Source organism: Bradyrhizobium sp. USDA 4369, from assembly GCF_054056435.1.
This window is the reverse complement of the sequence record NZ_JBSRYH010000001.1, coordinates 4865669-4882861: the sequence shown is the minus strand read 5'-3', so window position 1 is coordinate 4882861 and position 17193 is coordinate 4865669. Positions and strand designations below refer to the sequence as shown.

The 17193-nt window shown below is 61.8% G+C and carries 15 protein-coding genes and 1 pseudogene; 6 read left to right on the top strand and 10 right to left on the bottom strand.

All coding sequences use genetic code 11. The features are described 5' to 3' along the window. Positions 1-172: 172 nt before the first annotated feature. Positions 173-667, top strand: a complete 495-nt coding sequence (locus tag ACVIJ6_RS22140) for a DUF418 domain-containing protein (protein WP_456774421.1) — start codon at positions 173-175, stop codon at positions 665-667. Positions 668-772: 105 nt separating this feature from the next. On the opposite strand, the gene ACVIJ6_RS22135 is transcribed toward ACVIJ6_RS22140, so the two are convergent. From ACVIJ6_RS22135 to ACVIJ6_RS22110, 6 genes and pseudogenes are all read right to left on the bottom strand, one after another. Then, positions 773-1552: an enoyl-CoA hydratase/isomerase family protein gene (locus ACVIJ6_RS22135; RefSeq protein ID WP_456774420.1), complete on the bottom strand. Its 780-nt coding sequence runs from the start codon at positions 1550-1552 to the stop codon at positions 773-775. 72 nt (positions 1553-1624) lie between these two features. Beyond that, positions 1625-2362 (bottom strand): esterase/lipase family protein, encoded by a 738-nt coding sequence (locus ACVIJ6_RS22130; RefSeq protein WP_456774419.1) that lies wholly within the window; start codon positions 2360-2362, stop codon positions 1625-1627. Further along, positions 2362-5800: pseudogene (locus ACVIJ6_RS22125) on the bottom strand (acyl-[ACP]--phospholipid O-acyltransferase). The gene ACVIJ6_RS22130 and the pseudogene ACVIJ6_RS22125 overlap by 1 nt, the downstream one beginning before the upstream one ends. Before the next feature lie 98 nt (positions 5801-5898). After that, a complete protein-coding gene (locus tag ACVIJ6_RS22120; protein ID WP_456774418.1) occupies positions 5899-6159 on the bottom strand; it encodes a YiaA/YiaB family inner membrane protein in 261 nt (86 codons plus the stop codon). Positions 6160-6202: 43 nt separating this feature from the next. Then, positions 6203-6469, bottom strand: coding sequence for a hypothetical protein (locus ACVIJ6_RS22115; RefSeq protein ID WP_456774417.1), 267 nt, complete (start codon positions 6467-6469; stop codon positions 6203-6205). A 185-nt stretch (positions 6470-6654) separates the two neighbouring features. Beyond that, positions 6655-8742, bottom strand: coding sequence for a molybdopterin oxidoreductase family protein (locus tag ACVIJ6_RS22110; protein WP_456774416.1), 2088 nt, complete (start codon positions 8740-8742; stop codon positions 6655-6657). A 379-nt stretch (positions 8743-9121) separates the two neighbouring features. Between ACVIJ6_RS22110 and ACVIJ6_RS22105 the strand changes: the two genes are divergently transcribed. From ACVIJ6_RS22105 to ACVIJ6_RS22090, 4 genes are read left to right on the top strand one after another with little or no spacing between them, the layout of a single operon-like run. Then, entirely contained in the window at positions 9122-9811 is a 690-nt protein-coding gene (locus tag ACVIJ6_RS22105; RefSeq protein ID WP_456774415.1) for a GntR family transcriptional regulator, read from the top strand. Between the two features lie 60 nt (positions 9812-9871). After that, a complete protein-coding gene (gene dctP / locus ACVIJ6_RS22100; protein WP_456774414.1) occupies positions 9872-10870 on the top strand; it encodes a TRAP transporter substrate-binding protein DctP in 999 nt (332 codons plus the stop codon). Between the two features lie 38 nt (positions 10871-10908). Further along, a complete protein-coding gene (locus ACVIJ6_RS22095) occupies positions 10909-11421 on the top strand; it encodes a TRAP transporter small permease (protein ID WP_456774413.1) in 513 nt (170 codons plus the stop codon). Positions 11422-11443: 22 nt separating this feature from the next. After that, on the top strand, positions 11444-12733 hold the full coding sequence (locus tag ACVIJ6_RS22090; protein ID WP_456774412.1) for a TRAP transporter large permease: 1290 nt from the start codon (positions 11444-11446) through the stop codon (positions 12731-12733). 96 nt (positions 12734-12829) lie between these two features. Here the strand turns inward: ACVIJ6_RS22090 and ACVIJ6_RS22085 are convergent, their stop codons facing one another. Together ACVIJ6_RS22085 and ACVIJ6_RS22080 are read right to left on the bottom strand one after the other, a co-directional pair. Then, on the bottom strand, positions 12830-13561 hold the full coding sequence (locus ACVIJ6_RS22085; RefSeq protein ID WP_456774411.1) for a Crp/Fnr family transcriptional regulator: 732 nt from the start codon (positions 13559-13561) through the stop codon (positions 12830-12832). Between the two features lie 552 nt (positions 13562-14113). Then, positions 14114-14827: a helix-turn-helix domain-containing protein gene (locus ACVIJ6_RS22080; protein ID WP_012045657.1), complete on the bottom strand. Its 714-nt coding sequence runs from the start codon at positions 14825-14827 to the stop codon at positions 14114-14116. A gap of 139 nt (positions 14828-14966) precedes the next feature. Between ACVIJ6_RS22080 and ACVIJ6_RS22075 the strand changes: the two genes are divergently transcribed. Next, on the top strand, positions 14967-15284 hold the full coding sequence (locus ACVIJ6_RS22075; protein ID WP_456774410.1) for a c-type cytochrome: 318 nt from the start codon (positions 14967-14969) through the stop codon (positions 15282-15284). Positions 15285-15305: 21 nt separating this feature from the next. On the opposite strand, the gene ACVIJ6_RS22070 is transcribed toward ACVIJ6_RS22075, so the two are convergent. Continuing rightward, positions 15306-16409, bottom strand: a complete 1104-nt coding sequence (locus tag ACVIJ6_RS22070; RefSeq protein ID WP_456774409.1) for an ABC-type transport auxiliary lipoprotein family protein — start codon at positions 16407-16409, stop codon at positions 15306-15308. Positions 16410-16411: 2 nt separating this feature from the next. After that, positions 16412-17191 (bottom strand): ABC transporter ATP-binding protein, encoded by a 780-nt coding sequence (locus ACVIJ6_RS22065; RefSeq protein ID WP_250172340.1) that lies wholly within the window; start codon positions 17189-17191, stop codon positions 16412-16414. Between the last annotated feature and the right edge of the window lie 2 nt (positions 17192-17193).

Genomic DNA, 17193 nt, shown 5'->3' with positions numbered 1-17193 from the left:
GCTCGGCATCTATTTCACCGGCTTGCTCATCCGCCTGGTGCCCCTGCCCAGCTCAGCGTGGATGATGCAGCATGTGACCGATGCCAGCCTCGTCTAAGCCCGCGGTAGCTTCTCTCAAGTCCTCGCCTTTCGGCTGCTCGAGATCGGCGCAATCGCTCCGCTGCACGTGTGGGTGCTTCCGCGTACGCTCGGGCTTTTTCTCGCCGGCATCATCATCTGGCGCTCTGGCGTTCTGTCCGACGCATTCCGTCATCGCGCCATGTTGCTGCTGACGGCCCTGGCTGCACTCGCTGTGAGCATCGACGCGGGCTCATCGCTTGCGACCGTCAGTCTGGCGATGGCCTATGGCGCGCTGGTGCTCTCGGTTGCGAGCAGCGCATGGGGCCTACGGCTGCTCCGCTGGGCGGCTCCCGTTGGGCGGATGGCGTTCACAAACTATCTCATGCAGTCCGTCATCTTCGGCGTCGTGTTCTACGGCTACGGCCTTGGCCTGTTCGGCCGGCTCAGCGTCTCACTAGCACTCGGCATCGGCGTCACCGTTTATGGTCTTCAGGTGCTCGTGAGCTGGTACTGGCTGAAAGTGTTTCAGTTCGGCCCGGTCGAATGGCTATGGCGTAGCATGATGTACAATCGGCGCCAGCCGATGCGACATGGCTTGCGGTTCTGATCAGACATTGCCCGTCGTGTTACAATGTCTTCGCCTGCGCAGGCGGGCGATCCAGTATGCCCGAGGCCGCGGTCATCGAACCCGTAACCGTCCAACGACGGCGCGCTACTTCCCCGGCCACACCGGCTTGCGCTTCTCGGCAAACGCCTTCAGCCCTTCCTTCGCGTCTTCGGTCATCGCGAGCAGCGCGATCTGGCTCTCAAGATAGGCGATGGACTCGTCGAACGACATCGAGGCGATCGCGCGCATCGCATATTTGCCGCGGCGGATGGCGGTCGGCGACTTGTCGACGAGGCGGCCGATCAGCCAGTCGATCTTGGCGTCGAGCTCGGCGGCCGGCACGACATGGTTGAGCAGCCCTGCGGCCTGCGCCGCCTTGGCGTCGAAAGGCTCGCCCGTCAGCGCCCATTCATTGACGAGCCGCGGCGGGGCGATGCTTTGCAACAGGCTCAGCACCTGCATCGGGAACACGCCGACCTTCACCTCCGGCAGGCCGAAGATGACGTGGTCCGCCGCGACGGCCATGTCGGTCATGCACAAGAGCCCCATGCCGCCGGCCATGCAGACGCCACTGAGGCGCGCGATCGCGGGCTTGGTGGCGTTCTGCGACAACCTGAGCAGATCGGCGTAGTCGACATTCGGACGAGAGAAATCCATCGCGAAGGCCGCGCCGGAGTTCTGCAGGTCGGCGCCGGCGCAGAACGCCTTGTCCCCTGCCCCCGTCAGCACGATCACGCGCACGTCCGGATCGTCATGCGCCTGGCGGTAGCCATGCGAGATCCCGGCGATGACGTCGCCATTGAGGGCGTTGCGCTTCTCGGGCCGGTTGATGGTGATCCAGAGAGCCTGGCCGCGCTTGTCGAGAATCACGCTGTCATCGGTCATCGCCTTGCCTGTCGCTTGCTGTCGGATGCGAGATTGGCGCGGGATAGCTGGGAGCGGCAAGGAAAACTTGCGTCAAGAGGCCGCGCGGCGGCCGATCTCGGCGATGACGCCACGCAGCAGCGGACGCGCCGGCTCGAACTGGCCATTGCGCAGGAACGCGATCGTCTGCCGGATCGAGGTCGGATGCACCAGGAGGCCCATATGCGAGGCCTTCACCGTCGTGTAGTCCGTCATCTCCGCCAGCTTGCAGCTTTCGACCGACACGCGGCCATCGTTGGGCCAAGGCAGCACGAACAAAGCGGCGATCGGGTCGAGGAAGCGGTTCCCGGCAATGACGCCGATCTCGTAGTCGGGCGGCGGCAGCGATGTGAGCGTGACGTGCTTAGTGGTCACCAGCTGGAGGCCGGCAGGACCAAAATAGGCGCGATAGAGCCCTACATTCTGCAGCCGGTCCGCGAGCTCACTGCCGCCATTGGGCGTGCCCAGCATGACGACGCGACCAAGCCGCGACGGCCGATGATGGGCGATCGTGACCCGCGCCAGCAGACCGCCCATCGAATGGGTCACGAAGTGGATCGGGCCGTCGATTCCTGCCGCAAAGTCGGCGATAGCCGGATGGATATCCTCGGCGAGGTGCTCCAGCGGCTTCTTGCGGCTTTCATAGTCGAGGTTCAGCGTCGCAAACCCGGCGCGCTGCAGCCGCCTCTCCAGCGGGCGCAGCATCAATGAGCGGCCGGCGATGCCATGCAGCAGGATGACCCCCGCGTCGCGGGGGCCATGCTGTTGGCGAGATCGGCGCAGCGATGCCATCACGCCACTTCCCGCTCCTCCGCCTCGCGCTCCGGAGCGGCGGCCTGAGCCGTCTCCTTGGCAGCCTCCTCGGCAAGCGTCTTGGCACCGACATAGTCAGTCTTGCCGGAGCCGAGCAACGGGATCTTGTCGACAACCATCACGACCGCCGGCACCGCGAGCTCCGGCGCGCCCTGCGCCTTGGCCTGGCGCTGCATCGCCGCGCGCTCGGCATCCTTCTGCGTCGTGATCAGCACGATGCGCTCGCCCTTGCGCTGATCGGGAATCGACACCGCGACGGACGCGGCCTGCGGCCACAACGTCGCAGCGATCTGCTCGACCACCGTCAGCGAGACCATCTCGCCGGCGATCTTGGCGAAGCGCTTGGCGCGCCCCTTGATCGTGATGAAGCCCTGCGCGTCGATCGTGACGATGTCGCCGGTGTCGTGCCAGCCTTCCGGCAGCGCCTCGAGCACGCCGGGGTTCTCGGCCCTGACATAGCCGAGCATCACGTTGGGCCCGCGGACGGAGAGCCGGCCGCCCTCCTCGATGCCCGGCACCTTGTCGAGCCGATACTCCATCAGCGGCGACAGGCGGCCGACAGTGCCGACACGGTTGGCCATCGGCGTGTTCATCGCCAGCACAGGCGCGGTCTCGGTGACGCCATAGCCTTCGAGCACGCGGATGCCATAGCGCTCCATGTAGATCTGCCGTGTCCGGTCCTTGACCGGCTCGGCGCCGGCGATGACCAGCCGAAGCGTGCGGAAATCATAGGCATGGGCCGAACGCGCATAGCCGGTGAGGAATGTGTCTGTGCCGAACAAAATGGTGGCGCCGGTCTGGTAGATCAACTCCGGCACGATCCGGTAGTGCAGCGGCGACGGATACATATAGATCGGGATACCCGCCAACATGGGCATCATCATGCCGCCCGTGAGGCCAAAGGAGTGGAACACCGGCAAAACGTTGAACACGAGATCGTTGGCATTGGCGTCGACCCGGGCCAGCGCCTGAGCGGCATTGGCCAGGATGTTGCGGTGGGACAGCACGACACCCTTGGGCGTGCCTTCCGAGCCCGAGGTGAACAGGATCACGGCCGGGTGATCGGCGTTGCGAGGCACGCGCGGCTTGGTGCCATCGAAAATACCCTTGATCTTGTCGACGGCAGTGACGGCGGCCTTGACGTCCTCCAGGTAAACAAGGCGAGCCTGCCCCTCGATCGCCGCAATCAGCTTGTCGAGCTTGCCCTTTTCGATGAAGGCCCGCGAGGTCAGCACCATCGTGACCTGTGCCGCCTTCATCGCCGCCAGCACGTTCACCGGACCGGCGGAGAAGTTCAGCATCGCCGGCACACGGCCGATCGACTGAAGCGCCATGAAGACGACGGCGACGCCGGCCGAGTTCGGCAGCAACACGCCGATGTTGTCGCCAATCATCGTGCCTTGCTCCAGCTTGCGCGACAGCACCTGCGCGCCGAGCAGCAGCTTGCGATAGGTCAACCTGGTCCCGAGCGGATCCTCGATCATCACCTTGCCGGTGTCGTGGTCGCGATGGGCATGGGCCAGCGCCTCGAACAGCGTGCGGTCGAGCATGGCGTTCTTGACCATCGCCTCGATCATCACGTCCTGCAGCGCCGCTCCAGCCGCGTTGCGGCGGGTCTTGCCTTTGAGCGCCGCGTCAATGGTGAGCTTGACCGGCGGCAGGATGGTCACCGTCACCTTGGGGAACCACGAGCGCTTGATCTGACCGTCCTTGAGGTAGCTGAGATGCGAGCGCTGCGCGCCCTCGATGCGAACGGGCACGACCACGGCATCGGCCTTGTCGGCGATCATCGCGGTGCCGTCATACACCTTCATCAGCGAGCCGGACACCGTGATGCGGCCTTCCGGGAAGATCACCACCGGCTCCTGGCTGGCGACCAGCTTGATGAGGTCGCGCGCGCCGAGCGGCTTGGTCGGATCGATCGTGATGTGGCGGACCAGCTTGAGGAAGACCTTCGCCCACCAGGCCTTTGGAGATGCCGGTGTCGACGGCGAAGGTCGCGTCGATCGGCAGCACCGCATGCAGCAGCGGGCCATCGATCAGGCTGACATGGTTCGGCGCGATCAGCATGCGGGTGCCGGCCGACGGCAGGTTTTCCAGGCCGCGCACTTCGGTGCGGAACAGCGCGCGGAACAGCATGGCGCCGAAGTCCCGCACGCCTTCCTTGCCCCACTTGTTGAGCACGAACCAGACCGCCCCGAAGCTCGCCAGCGCTAGGCCGAAGAAGATCCAGGCGATCGAGACGCCTGCGGCCTGCAAGCCGGCCACACCCAGCGAACCGACCACCATGAAGGCAGCCTGCAGCACATTGCCGGCGGCGATGATACGGGCTCGCTCATTGGGCTCCGACCAGGCCTGCACGGCCGCGAAGGCCGGAACAACGAATAGGCCGCCGCCGAAGGCGAACAAGGCAAAATCGATCAGCATTCGCGCGCCAGCCCAGGAGCCGATGAAGCCAAGCGGTGTGAGGCCCTTCGCGGTCTCTGTCGTGGCGATGGCCCAGGAGAGATCCAGTCCGAGCACGCCCATGAGGATGGCGCCGATCGGCACCAGTGCGAGGTTCGGCCTGACATGGCTAAGATGGGCAGCGAACAGCGAGCCGATCGCGATACCGATCGCAAAGATGGCGAGGCACAAGGTGACAACCCCCTCGGTCCCGCCGACGACATCCTTGACCAGCGCCGGCAGCAGCGACAGCACGACGGCGCCGACCAGCCAGAACCACGACACGATCACCATGCCGTCCCACAGCCGCGGCGCGGCATAGAGCGACTTCAAGAGGTGCGACGTCGAGGTCCACGGATTGGCCGTGATCCGGAGATCCGGCGCCGAGGGCGCGGTGTGCGGAATGCGCGAGGCCGACGCCCAGGAGATCACGGCAAGACCAATGACCGCGAGAGCGACCCACCCCATGTGGGAGGAGCCAGAGACGAGCTGGCCGCCGGCGATCGTGCCGATCAGAATGGCCATGAAGGTCGCGCCTTCGACCAACGCATTGCCGGTGGCGAGTTCGCCGACCGTCAGCTGATCCGGCAGCATGGCGTATTTCACCGGGCCGAACAGTGCCGCGATGACGCCGAACATGCCCAGCGCGACAAACAGCAGCGGGATCGAATGCAGGAAGAAGCCAAGCGCGGCGAACCCGGCGGCGAAGATCTCTGCGAACTTCAGCCTGCGCGCCACGACTCCCTTGACGTATCTGTCAGCCAACTGGCCGCCGAGCCCGGACAGGATGAAGAATGGGAAGATGAAGACGGCTCCGGCCACCGTCACCAGCGCATCCCCATGCGCTGCGACGGCGCCGTAGAGCAGCATGATGACCAGCGCGTTCTTCAGGACGTTGTCGTTCAGCGCCGAGGCGAACTGCGCCCAGAACAGCGGAGCAAACCGGCGCGACGACATTAGCTGCTTGATCATGGTCGTTTCCTGTGTGCTGCGGACGCTTTGCCGCAAGGATCGCGAAAACTGTTGAATCTTGGTGCTGAAATAGAGGCTCGCCCGGAACGAGTGCCGCCTCACGCGCGGCGCCTTTCCGGTCTGCGTCGTCGACCGCCACGCACCGAGCCTCGCGACAGCAGCGCCATCGTGTCGGCCAGCGTGAAGGACGACCACAAGAGCGCCACAAGCCCTGCTGCGAAGCCCCCGCGCAGCTGCCAATCGAGCGGCAACGCAACGATGCCGCCGCCGACCAGCACCAACGATATCGCGAAGGTCATGTGCAAAAGGCTTATCCGGATGAAGGTCAGCTGCACGGAGGAAACCGGACGTAAGGACATGGTGACCGCATCGTTGCGCATGAGCCGCAGATTTGAGCTGTGATCAGCTCAGTTCGCTCAGGTAGTTGAAGCAGCCGAACCGGCCGCCGCGGCGAAGCCAGCCCCGTCCGCGCCCGGCGGCACGAAAGAGCTGATAACCCGCCAGTCGCCGCGCTCGTCGCGCCGCCAGCAGACCGGCGACGTCGCAGGCATTGGCGATGCGTTCGACGCGAGACGCTACGAGGTGAGACGCGGCTCGGGCTAAACCGTTCAGCACAGCCTGAGATGGAATGAAAAAAAGTCGCGGACCGCGGAAGCTGAGGACCAGCATGGGATGACCTCTCTTTTTTGAGCGACGCTCAAAACCTACACGAGATATGAGCAACGCTCAAGAGACTTTTGTAGGACGCCGCATTTTGGTAAAGAAGATGCTCGCGGCAGCTGCACAGCACACCAACCACGAACGTAAGTTACTGATTTTCTAAAAGATTTTGAGATATCGCCGGAAGACCGCGTTCACCCGGTCGATTTTCGCAGCCAGACCTTGTTGTCGTGGAAGGCGGCGCCGCCGATCGGCGCGACGGTGTCTGCTCCCGTGAGCGAGTTTATGCCGCGACCACCGGGATGAGCCCGATTGGGATGAATCGATTCGGCGATGAGCACCCCGCGCCGGACGCCCTCGAACAGCCGGGCTGTCAGCGACGTCTGGCCGCGCGCATTACCGAGTGTGACGAGATCGCCATCCGCAATGCCAAGCGGGGCGGCATCGAGCGGATGGATCATCACCGACGGCGCCCCTTCCCTCGCTTGCGAGGAAGGCGTCTCGTTGAAAGAGGTGTTGAGGAACGAGCGCGCGGGACTCGTTGCGAGTCGGAATGGATGTTGCTGATCGACGTCCTCGGTGACCGCCCAATGATCCGGCAGCGAGGGCATGCGATCAGGATTGCCCATGACGCGCCCGAACGGCGGATGAACCCAATCGGCCTTGAAGTGGAATTTGCCGTCCTTGTGCGCAAATCCGTCGAGATAATGCGACGTGCGGAAGTCAGGCTGCAGGTCGCGCCAGAGATCAGCCTCGAGAGCGGCGATGTCGCCGTGGCCACTCTTCTTCAACGTGGCATCGATCAATTCGCGCGGCGTCATCTCGAAGCCGGGATGAATCGCCCCCAATCGACGCGCCAAGGACTGCAGCACTTCGTGATTGGAGCGACATTCGCCGGGCGGATCAATCAGCTTCGGTCCGACCGAAATATGCTGGTGGCCTCCGCCATAATACAGATCGTCATGCTCCATGAACATCGTTGCGGGCAGCACGATGTCGGCCATCTGCGCAGTTTCAGTCATGAACTGCTCATGCACCGCGACAAACAGATCCGCGCGCGCAAAACCCTGACGAACCAGGTCCTGTTCCGGAGCAACCGTCATGGGATTGGTATTCTGAATCAGCATCGCCTTGACAGGCGGGCCATCACATAATGCCTCCTGATCTCCGACCAGGATGCGCCCGATCTGCGATTGGTCGAGAAGGCGGGTGGCGTGATCGACGGCGTCATGGCCCTCGATGATCGACTCGTCGAAACGCCACAGCGCAGCGTTGTTAAAGAACGCTCCGCCCCCCTCATATTGCCAGGCACCCGTCACAGCCGGGATACAGGAGGCCGCATGCATCTGCGTTGCACCGTTCCTGCTGCGGGTGAAGCCATAGCCAAGCCGGAAAAAAGTCCGCTTGGTCTCACCGACAAGCTTCGCGAAGGCCTCGATCTCGGCCACCGGAACACCGCAAATTTGCGACGCCCATTCCGGCGTCCGCGCCTTCAGATGCGACTCGAGATCGTCCGGACAATCAGTGTATTTCGCCATATAGGCGCGATCGGCATGCCCGTCGCGAAACAGCACATGCATCACGCCACAGGCGAATGCACCATCAGTGCCGGGACGCAGGATGATCTTGACGTCAGCCTGCTTCATCGTCTCGTTGTCGTAGATGTCGACCGCGGCAATCTTGGCGCCCCGCTCCTTTCGGGCGCGCGCGGCGTGAGTCATGACATTGACCTGGGTGTTGACGGGATTCGTTCCCCAGATCACGACGAGATCCGAGAGAGCCATCTCGCGGGGATCGACGCCGGCAATCTTGCCGGTGCCGATCGCGAAGCCGACACGGGCCACATTGGCGCAGATCGTCGAGTAGAACCTCGAGTATTTTTTCACATGCGTGAGACGGTTGAGGCCGTCGCGCATCACGAGACCCATCGTACCCGCGTAGTAATAGGGCCAGACCGACTGCGAGCCGAATTCGCGCTCGGCCTGCAGAAACTTCTCGGCGATCTCGCCGAGTGCCTCGTCCCAGCCAATGCGGGCGAACTTGCCAGCGCCTTTCGGTCCAACCCGTCGCATCGGGTGAAGCAGACGATCCGAATGATGAATGCGCTCGGCATATCGTGCGACCTTCGCGCAAACCACGCCGGCCGTGTAGGTCTGGCGTTTTGAACCCCGAACGCGTCCGATGGTTTTGCCGTCGATGACCTCGACGTCAAGCGCACAGGCTGACGGACAATCGTGCGGACAGGTGGAGTGGCGGATATCGATGCGCGTCTGCTGGTTCATCCTCGACTCGTAACATCAAACGAGCCGACCGCCGAGAGCATTCGCGTCGCATTCTCAACAGTAAAATCAAGACACCCGAATTCTGCAGAGCAAGGAACCGGGTGAGTTCCTCCGATTGATCAACGAACACAGCTGTACGACCGCGAGCGTCACCGGAACTCGGTCACGGTCCGCGGAGTGCCGTGATTATCGGAACGACGGGAGCGACGGGAGCGACGGATTACGCCAATCCCGCATCGCACCATAACGAAGCTTCGGGTAACCGGCATTTGCTGTTGCCAAAGCAAGTTCATATACTAATATATCAGTTGAGGAAACGTAGATGCCCAGCCGTGCTCCAAGGAAATTGGCTCCCGCGCCACGTCCAGTCGTTGCTCGCATGCGCCGCAATGGTCGGCCGCGGGGCGCAACAGCCGCTTCGCGCATCTATGCCGATCTGAGGGCCGAGCTCGTGTCGCTGGTCCGTCGACCAGGTGAGCCGATATCGGAGGCGCAGATCGCGACCGCCTACGGCGTCAGCAGAACGCCAGTGCGTGAAGCCATCCTGAAGCTCTCGGATGAGGGGCTGGTGGACATATTTCCTCAGTCGGGCATTTTCGTTTCGCGCATTCCTGTCGCAGCGCTTCCCGAAACCATCATCATCCGCAAGTCCCTTGAGGAAACCACGGCCCGGATGGCCGCCGAGCACGCGACCTCCAGCCAGTTGCTGAACCTGCACGCGACGCTCGAACGCCAGCGCGAGGCGTGCGCTGCGAAGGATCGAGAAGCCTTTCATCAAGCGGACGAGATGTTTCATGCGGGGATCGCTGAGGTGGCGGGCTATCCTGGAATATGGAAGCTGATCCTGCAAGTGAAGGTTCATGTCGATCGATATCGCCGCCTGACCCTGCCTCAGATCGGACGGATGGCAGAGGTCATCGCCGAACATGAGCCTATTCTGGAGGGGATCGAGCGGGGCGATCCGGAACGAGCCCGCGCCGCCATGGCCAGCCATCTGGAACGACTGCTCGACGATATCTCTGAAATTCAGAACCTCAATCCAGATTATTTCGATCAGCCAACCCAATGATACGCCGCGACATCCAACTGCGGCTTTAGCGATCAGGCCAAAGTCCGTGGGAGGGACGCCATGAAAAGACGCGATTTCATAAAACTAACAGCCGGCCTGGCCGGAACAGCGGCGCTGCCGCCGTTCTCAGCCGCGCACGCCCAGTCGAAAGCGGTGTTCAAGGCTTCCGACGTTCAGCCCCCCGGCTATCCGACGGTTGCCGCCACCGAAAACCTCGGCAAGAAGCTCGCAGCCGCCACCAATGGACGGCTGACAATTCAGATGTACCCCTCCGCGCAACTCGGCGGCGAGAAGGAGACCATCGAACAGACCCAGATCGGCGCAATTCAGATGCTGCGCGTCAGCGCCGGCGCGCTGGGGCCGATCGTCGATGATGTCAACGTCGTCAACATGCCGTTCTTGTTCAAGTCCATCGAACACTCAGAGAAAATGATGGACGGCCAGATCGGGCAGGATCTGCTCGACCGCATCAGCGCCAATCCGAGCGCAAATCTGGTTGCGCTCTGTTGGATGAACTCCGGTGCGCGCAGCATCTACAACACAAAGAAGCCGATCAGAACGGTCGAGGACATCAAAGGTCTGAAGATCCGCGTGATCGGAAATCCGATCTTCATCGACATGATGAATGCGCTGGGCGGCAACGGAGTTGCAATGGGCTATGATCAGGTCTTCAGCGCATTGCAGACTGGCGTGATCGACGGTGCCGAGAACAATCCTCCGAGTTACGTCTTCAGCAACCACTATACCGCGGCCAAATACTACTCCTTGACCCAACATCTGGTCATCCCAGAGGTGCTCGTGTTCTCGAAACGAGCCTGGACGAACCTTTCGACCGACGACCAGGCCCTAATCAGGAAGTTCGCGCGCGAGGCCCAACTGGAGGAGCGCGAGCTTTGGAAGGCCTATGAGCGCGAGGCCATGGAGAAGGCCAAGGCGGCCGGCAGCGAGATCATCGAGATCGCCGACAAGACGCCGTTCCAGAAGGCCGTCAAACCGGTGTGGGACAAATATGGTCCCAAGTATCAAGACATGATCAAGCGCATTCAAGAGATCGCGTAACGCACGGAGCAATCGGTTCGGACAATCAGGGGGTTACCATGGCCGGGCTCTATCGCCGTGCGATGGATGCGCTGTATCTCGCCTGCGTGATCGTAGGCGTCACCGCGCTCGTGCTGATCTCAGCCGTCATTCCCTGGGCGGTTTTCACCCGCTACGTGCTGAACAGCGCCGCCTCCTGGCCCGAACCGATGGCCGTTCTGCTGACGATTCTCTTGACATTCATTGGCGCGGCGGCTGGGTACCGGCTCAATCTTCACATGAACCTGGCCTACTTTGCCAATCAGACGCCGCCCCCTGTGCGACGAGCACTCGACGTACTCGTGCAATTGCTCATGGCCGTCATCGCGATCTTCATGATCGGCTGGGGCGCGAGGCTGGTCGAGGTCACATGGAACAACACGATCGGGGATTTCCCCTTCCTCTCGGTCGGTGTCACCTACCTGCCCATCCCGGTCGGTGGCTGCTGCTTGCTCCTGTTCATCATCGAACGGCTGTTCATCGGCGCACCGCCCGACCCCATTCCTCATCACGACACCGAATCGTTCGAGTAAGCCCGGCAGCCGAGTCAGACCGATGGACATCTTCATTCTGCTTGCCACAATGCTGGTGTGCTTCCTGATCGGGATGCCCATCGCTTATTCGCTGGCGATGGCCGCAATCGCTGGCGCTCTCTCCGTCGGCATTCCGCTCGAAGCGGTGATGCTCAAGATTTCGGATGGAGTGAGCAAGGTCGCGATGCTGACCATTCCGTTCTTCGTGCTGGCGGGCGCCATCATGGCGGAGGGCGGGATGGCTAAACGGCTGGTGGCGTTCGCTGACGTCCTGGTCGGTCTCACTCGCCTGCGCGGCGGTCTATCGATCGTGAATGTGCTGGCAACGACTTTTCTGAGTGGCATCTCCGGCTCGGCGGTCGCCGACACCTCGGCGATCGGCTCGGTCATGATCCCGCAGATGGAGGCCAACGGCTATCCACGCGTGTTCGCAACGAATCTGACCATCAGCTCTTCCGTTCAGGCGCTGCTTGTTCCGCCGAGCCACAACGCCGTGCTGTATTCCCTGGCGACCGGCGGCACGATTTCCATCAGCGCCTTGTTCATGGCCGGTGTATTCCCCGGCCTATTGCTCGGCTTTTCGCTCATCATGCTTTGTATCGTCATCGCCTATCGCGAACGTCATCCGCAAGGCCAGACGGTACCTGCCAAGGATGCAGTCAAGATCACCATCGATGCAGCGTGGGGCCTCATTACGCTCGTGATCATTCTCGGCGGGATACTCGGCGGCATCTTCACCGCGATCGAAGCCGGCGCCGTCGCCTGCATCTGGGCGTTCTTCGTCACGATGTTCATCTACCGCGACTATCGCTGGCGCGACCTGCCCGCGCTGCTACACCGGACGTTCCGCACCGTAGCAATGGTGATGACCTTGATCGCGTGCGCATCTGCAGTCGGCTATATCATGGCGCTGACGCAGATGCCCGCGAAGATGACGCAGTTCTTCCTGTCGATATCGAGCAACAAATACGTCATCCTGCTGCTGATCAACGTGCTGTTGCTGCTGCTCGGAACGCTGGTCGATATGGCGCCGTCGATCCTTATCGCGACGCCGATCCTTCTTCCCGTGATGCAGAATTTTGGCGTCGATCCGGTTCATTTCGGCATGATCATGCTGCTGAATCTCGGCATCGGCCTGTGCCATCCGCCGGTTGGTGCGATCCTTTTCGTCGGCTGTGCGGTCGGCAAGGTGTCGATCGAGCAGGTCATGCGCAAGATCTGGCCGTTTTATGCGGTCATGTTCGGCGTGCTGATGGCGGTGACTTACATTCCTGAAATCTCGCTATGGCTGCCACGACATATCCTGCGCTGACGCTCTCGCGACCCGCCGCGGCGCCCGCGACGATCAAGAACCAGCCGGAGCACCGGGCGATGAGGCTGCCGTAGAGATGGCTGACCAGCGAGGGACCTATTGGTCGTCATCCTGACCGGCCTCGGCTAGTCCTCGCAGCGGCTCGGGATTGAGAAGCACGATCGCACCATGCTCCAGTCGGACCCAATCCCGCGCGGCCCACGCACGCAACTGCTTGTTGATGCTCTCGCGGGTCATGCCGACCATCTCGCTGATTTCTTGCTGAGTGATTGCAATGGTGCGGCTGGACGGATCCAACTTTCGCTTCTCTGTCAGGCCGAGCAGAGCGCTGGCGAGGCGCCTGGGAAGATCCTGCAGGATGACCTGCTCCACCTGATCGCTCGTCCAGCGCAACCGGTCGCAAAGCAGTTCGATGAACTTCATTGCGAGCACCGGCTGCTGCTTGACGAACGGCAGGAATTCACGGCGATCGATCACCAGGATTTCGCAATTGGTGCTCGCGGTTGCGTCCGCGGTTCGTTCCCTGCCGTCGAGCACTGCGACTTCGCCGAAGATCTCACCCGCGCTGATCAAATTCAGGATCGCATTGCGCCCATCCGGGGACGACACGCTGATTTTGACGGTGCCGCTGATCACAGCGTACAGGCTCGATCCGGGATCACCTTTCGAGAAAATGGTCGCGCCACGCTTGAGCGAGGTTGGCTTGGCGTAGCGGCAGAGCTGGTCGAGCGCATCGGGCTCAAGTTCGCGAAAGATCGGATGCTGTCGCAGGACCGACAACTTGCCGCCGCCGGCTGCTCGACCGCTCGCCTTTTTCTCCTCAGTCACACCGCATCTCCCAGGCGTCCCATCCGGCTGACCAAAGGAGATGTCGAAAGCCGCCGACCGCGCCCTTTGACGTCAAAGGACCACGGACGCGCCCAGCAAAGACAATCCCTCGGCCTCGCGACCGCCCATCTCTCAATTCCGCTCCGTTTCGGAATACGGCAGATCGGGACTTTGTCCAAGAGAATGCGTCAAAGATCAATGCGGGGCCTGAACGCCAAGAGCCCCGGAGCATTTCGGCTGACCGAGGGCTCAGCAGAGATTATATTGCATCGCAGCAAATCTCGTCGCCCGCGGTCCAGCCAAAGGTCTGAACGGGCAGCTTGGAGGATCTGCGATGTCGGCCTCAGGCTCGGGTTCGAGTCTGCGAGTCAGCCCAGAGCAAGACGCCCGCAAACGCGACGAAAACCGCCACCACCGCAAAGCTCACCATCATGGCATCGAACGGCATGTCTCTCCCCCTTTTTGAGTTTGAGACATTGTTTCTCAATCGCACCCCGGCAGTCTTTGACTCAGATCAATGCAAAGCCGATCACCCGCGGAGCGACAAAGATGTCAGGCAGCCGCTAGCGCCTCGGCACGCGCCGAATCCCGGAGCGATACGCCTCCGGGTAGTATGGTGATGATTCCATCCCGCTCGAGCTTGGTGAACGTCCGGCTGACTGTTTCGATCGTAAGCCCAAGATAGTCGGCAATGTCTTGCCGACTCATCGGTAGCGGCACGATGTTGGAGGGCCCTCGGAGGTCGACCAGCCGGTCCCGCCAGCTCACAAGGAAGGTGGCAACCTTTTCCTCAGCGGAACGGCGACCCAGCAAGACCATGTGGTCCCGCGCCTGGTTGAGCTCCTGCACAGCCAGTTCGTTCATCCGGCGGAGAAGGTTTGGCTTGTCGTGCGCAAAGCGACCAAACGGCAACTTGGCGAACTGACAGACCGTAACCGGACCGATGGCATCGGCTGAAAACCCATGTCGCTCCTCGGTCGTCATGCCCACGAAATCGCCAGGCAGTACAAACCCAACGATCTGTCTCCGACCGTCAGGCAGAAGCTTATAGAGCCTCATGACTCCGTCGAGCAGGTTGTAGAAGCAAGACGTAATATCCTCTTGCGAGAAAACAGTCTCGCACGACGCGAAGTGGGAACGCCGACTGAGCTGTTCGAACTCGCGCATCTCGAACTGATCCAGCGATGCGCACACGCTAAATCCGCGTACAGCACATTCAGAGCAGCCCTGCCCGTGGAAATCGACTGCAACCAGAGACGTCTTCATACGGGGCTCCGCTGGGCCAAGCGCAAGGACAATTGCCGCATTCTAACGGATGCTCATAGTTCCGATTGATTCAAATCAAATGACGGGAGGATCCCGACCCTATCGTGGCGGAAAATGCCTGATGCCATGGACGTGATGCATGCGGTGGTTTGTTCTCTGCGCTTTACTTCTGCCTCTCTCGTGGACATATCCGTCGAACGCAGCGTCCAAGCCGGAACAGCGGGGACGGGCTTACGCCAAGGCCCATTGCGCGCGGTGCCATGCCATCGGCGCGACCGGAGAAAGTCCATTCGAGCCGGCGCCTCCGTTCCGAACGCTGCACCTGCGTTATCCAATCGAAACGCTCGGCGAGGCTCTCGCCGAAGGCATCGTTACCGGGCACCCCGCGATGCCACAATTCGAACTTGCACCGACCCAGATCAACGATCTGCTGTCGTATCTGAAGACGCTGGAATAGGTTCTTAGCCAGAGGCGAGATCTACAGCGCCTGGACGGTCCACGTCAGGAGCGACTTGGCAACTCGGCCAAATGCCTGGTCGAAGGCAGTGACTGCAATCGCAGGATCGAGGCGATCAACAGGTTGGCTTTCGTCAAACAGGCGCGAAGCGATGATTTTTCCGCTCTTGTCGACAAGACGAGCCGACAGCCCGATCTCCACGATAGCTGTGGGATCCGTATTGATCCGGAAGCGGCGGACGTCCACAAGCAATTGGACGTCAGGCTGTCCGAGATCCGCTGTCCGCAGCGGAGCGTGGGCGATGTCATAATTCTCAAACGCGTCGATCAGGCGAGCCTGCAGCAGTTTCGGGATGCTGTCCGCCCATAGGGCGTCACCAAATCCCGGATAATCCTTCGCCGGCGAGAACAATATCCGCTGCGTCTGCAGCATCGCTACGGCCGTCGGCTCAGGGATGGCGAGTTGTCCCTTCAAGGTCTTGTTGATCGGGCCGAAATCGCGCGGCGCCCGAAGGTCATATGTCACCTTCTGTGCCGGAGCGCCACCACCGGTCATCTTCTCGAGTCCAGACACGATACTGTCCAACTTGCCGGTGTTCCGCGCCAGCCCGTCTGAAAATGTCCTAAGATTGGCAATCGTGTCCTTGAGCGGTCCGGCATTCTCGGCAAGGACAGCGTCGACGCGCCGCAAGGCGTCACGCGCCGCCTGCGTCATGCTTTGTCCGGCGCCGGGCTCTGCGATCAAAGTCGATACGGACCCTGATGTCGCAGTTGACGAGCCACCTTCCAGTGCGATGACCGGTACCCCCGTCAGCCCCTGGAATTCCAGACCCACCTTGGTGTCGGACCGCACCGGCACGCTCGTCGCAACCGAAATCGTCGCATTGACCCGACGTGGATTGTCCGGCGCCAGGACCAGGTCGGTCACCTCGCCAACACGAATTCCGTTGAAAAGAACGGCAGCCCCGACCAGAAGACCGGGAACTGAACCCTCGAACTGCACGTGATAGCTTGTGCGTGGCCCAAGACCTCCCGTGTTGTTGAGCCAGTACACAAAACCAAAGATCGCGACGATCGCCGCCAGCACGAAGCCGCCGATTACAGCGAATGGCGCACGCGTTTCCATCTTCAACTCACTTTCGGTTGCAGCATCTGGGATCGCTTACCGTGGAAGTAGGCCTTAACCCAGGGATGTTCTGATCGAAGCAGATCGCTCATCGGACCGATCGCAACGATCTTGCCGTCCGCCAGGGCCGCGACACGGTCGCAGACAGAATTGAGGCTGGCCAGATCATGCGTCACCATGAACACGGTCAGCCCCAGCGTCTGCTGGAGAGTCTTGATCAGCGCATCGAAATCGCCAGCTGAGATCGGATCGAGTCCAGAGGTCGGCTCATCGAGAAACACGATCGCAGGGTCGAGTGCGAGAGCCCGCGCCAGTGCGGCCCGCTTGGTCATTCCGCCCGACAGCTCAGCGGGAAACTTGTCGCCGTCCTCGGCGCGAAGGCCGACCATCTCGAGCTTGGCGATCGCGATCTCATCCATCAGAGTCTGCGACATCTGCAGGTTTTCGCGCAGCGGAAACTGAACATTCTGCTTGACCGTCAGCGATGAAAACAGCGCGCCCTGCTGAAACAGGATTCCCCACCGCGTCGCCGCATTCTGTGTGGCGCGCTCTGCCGCGCCGCCGAGCGGCACCCCCATCACCTCGATGCTGCCGCTGCGCCGTGGAATGAGGCCAATGATCGTGCGCATCAGGACCGATTTCCCGCCGCCCGACGCCCCGACGAGCCCCAGAATTTCACCGCGGCGAACATTCAAGGACAATTCGTTCAGAACGATTTGTCGACCGAACCCGACGACAAGATTGGTGACGCGGATCGCGCTCGTCTCTTGCAGATGATCCATTG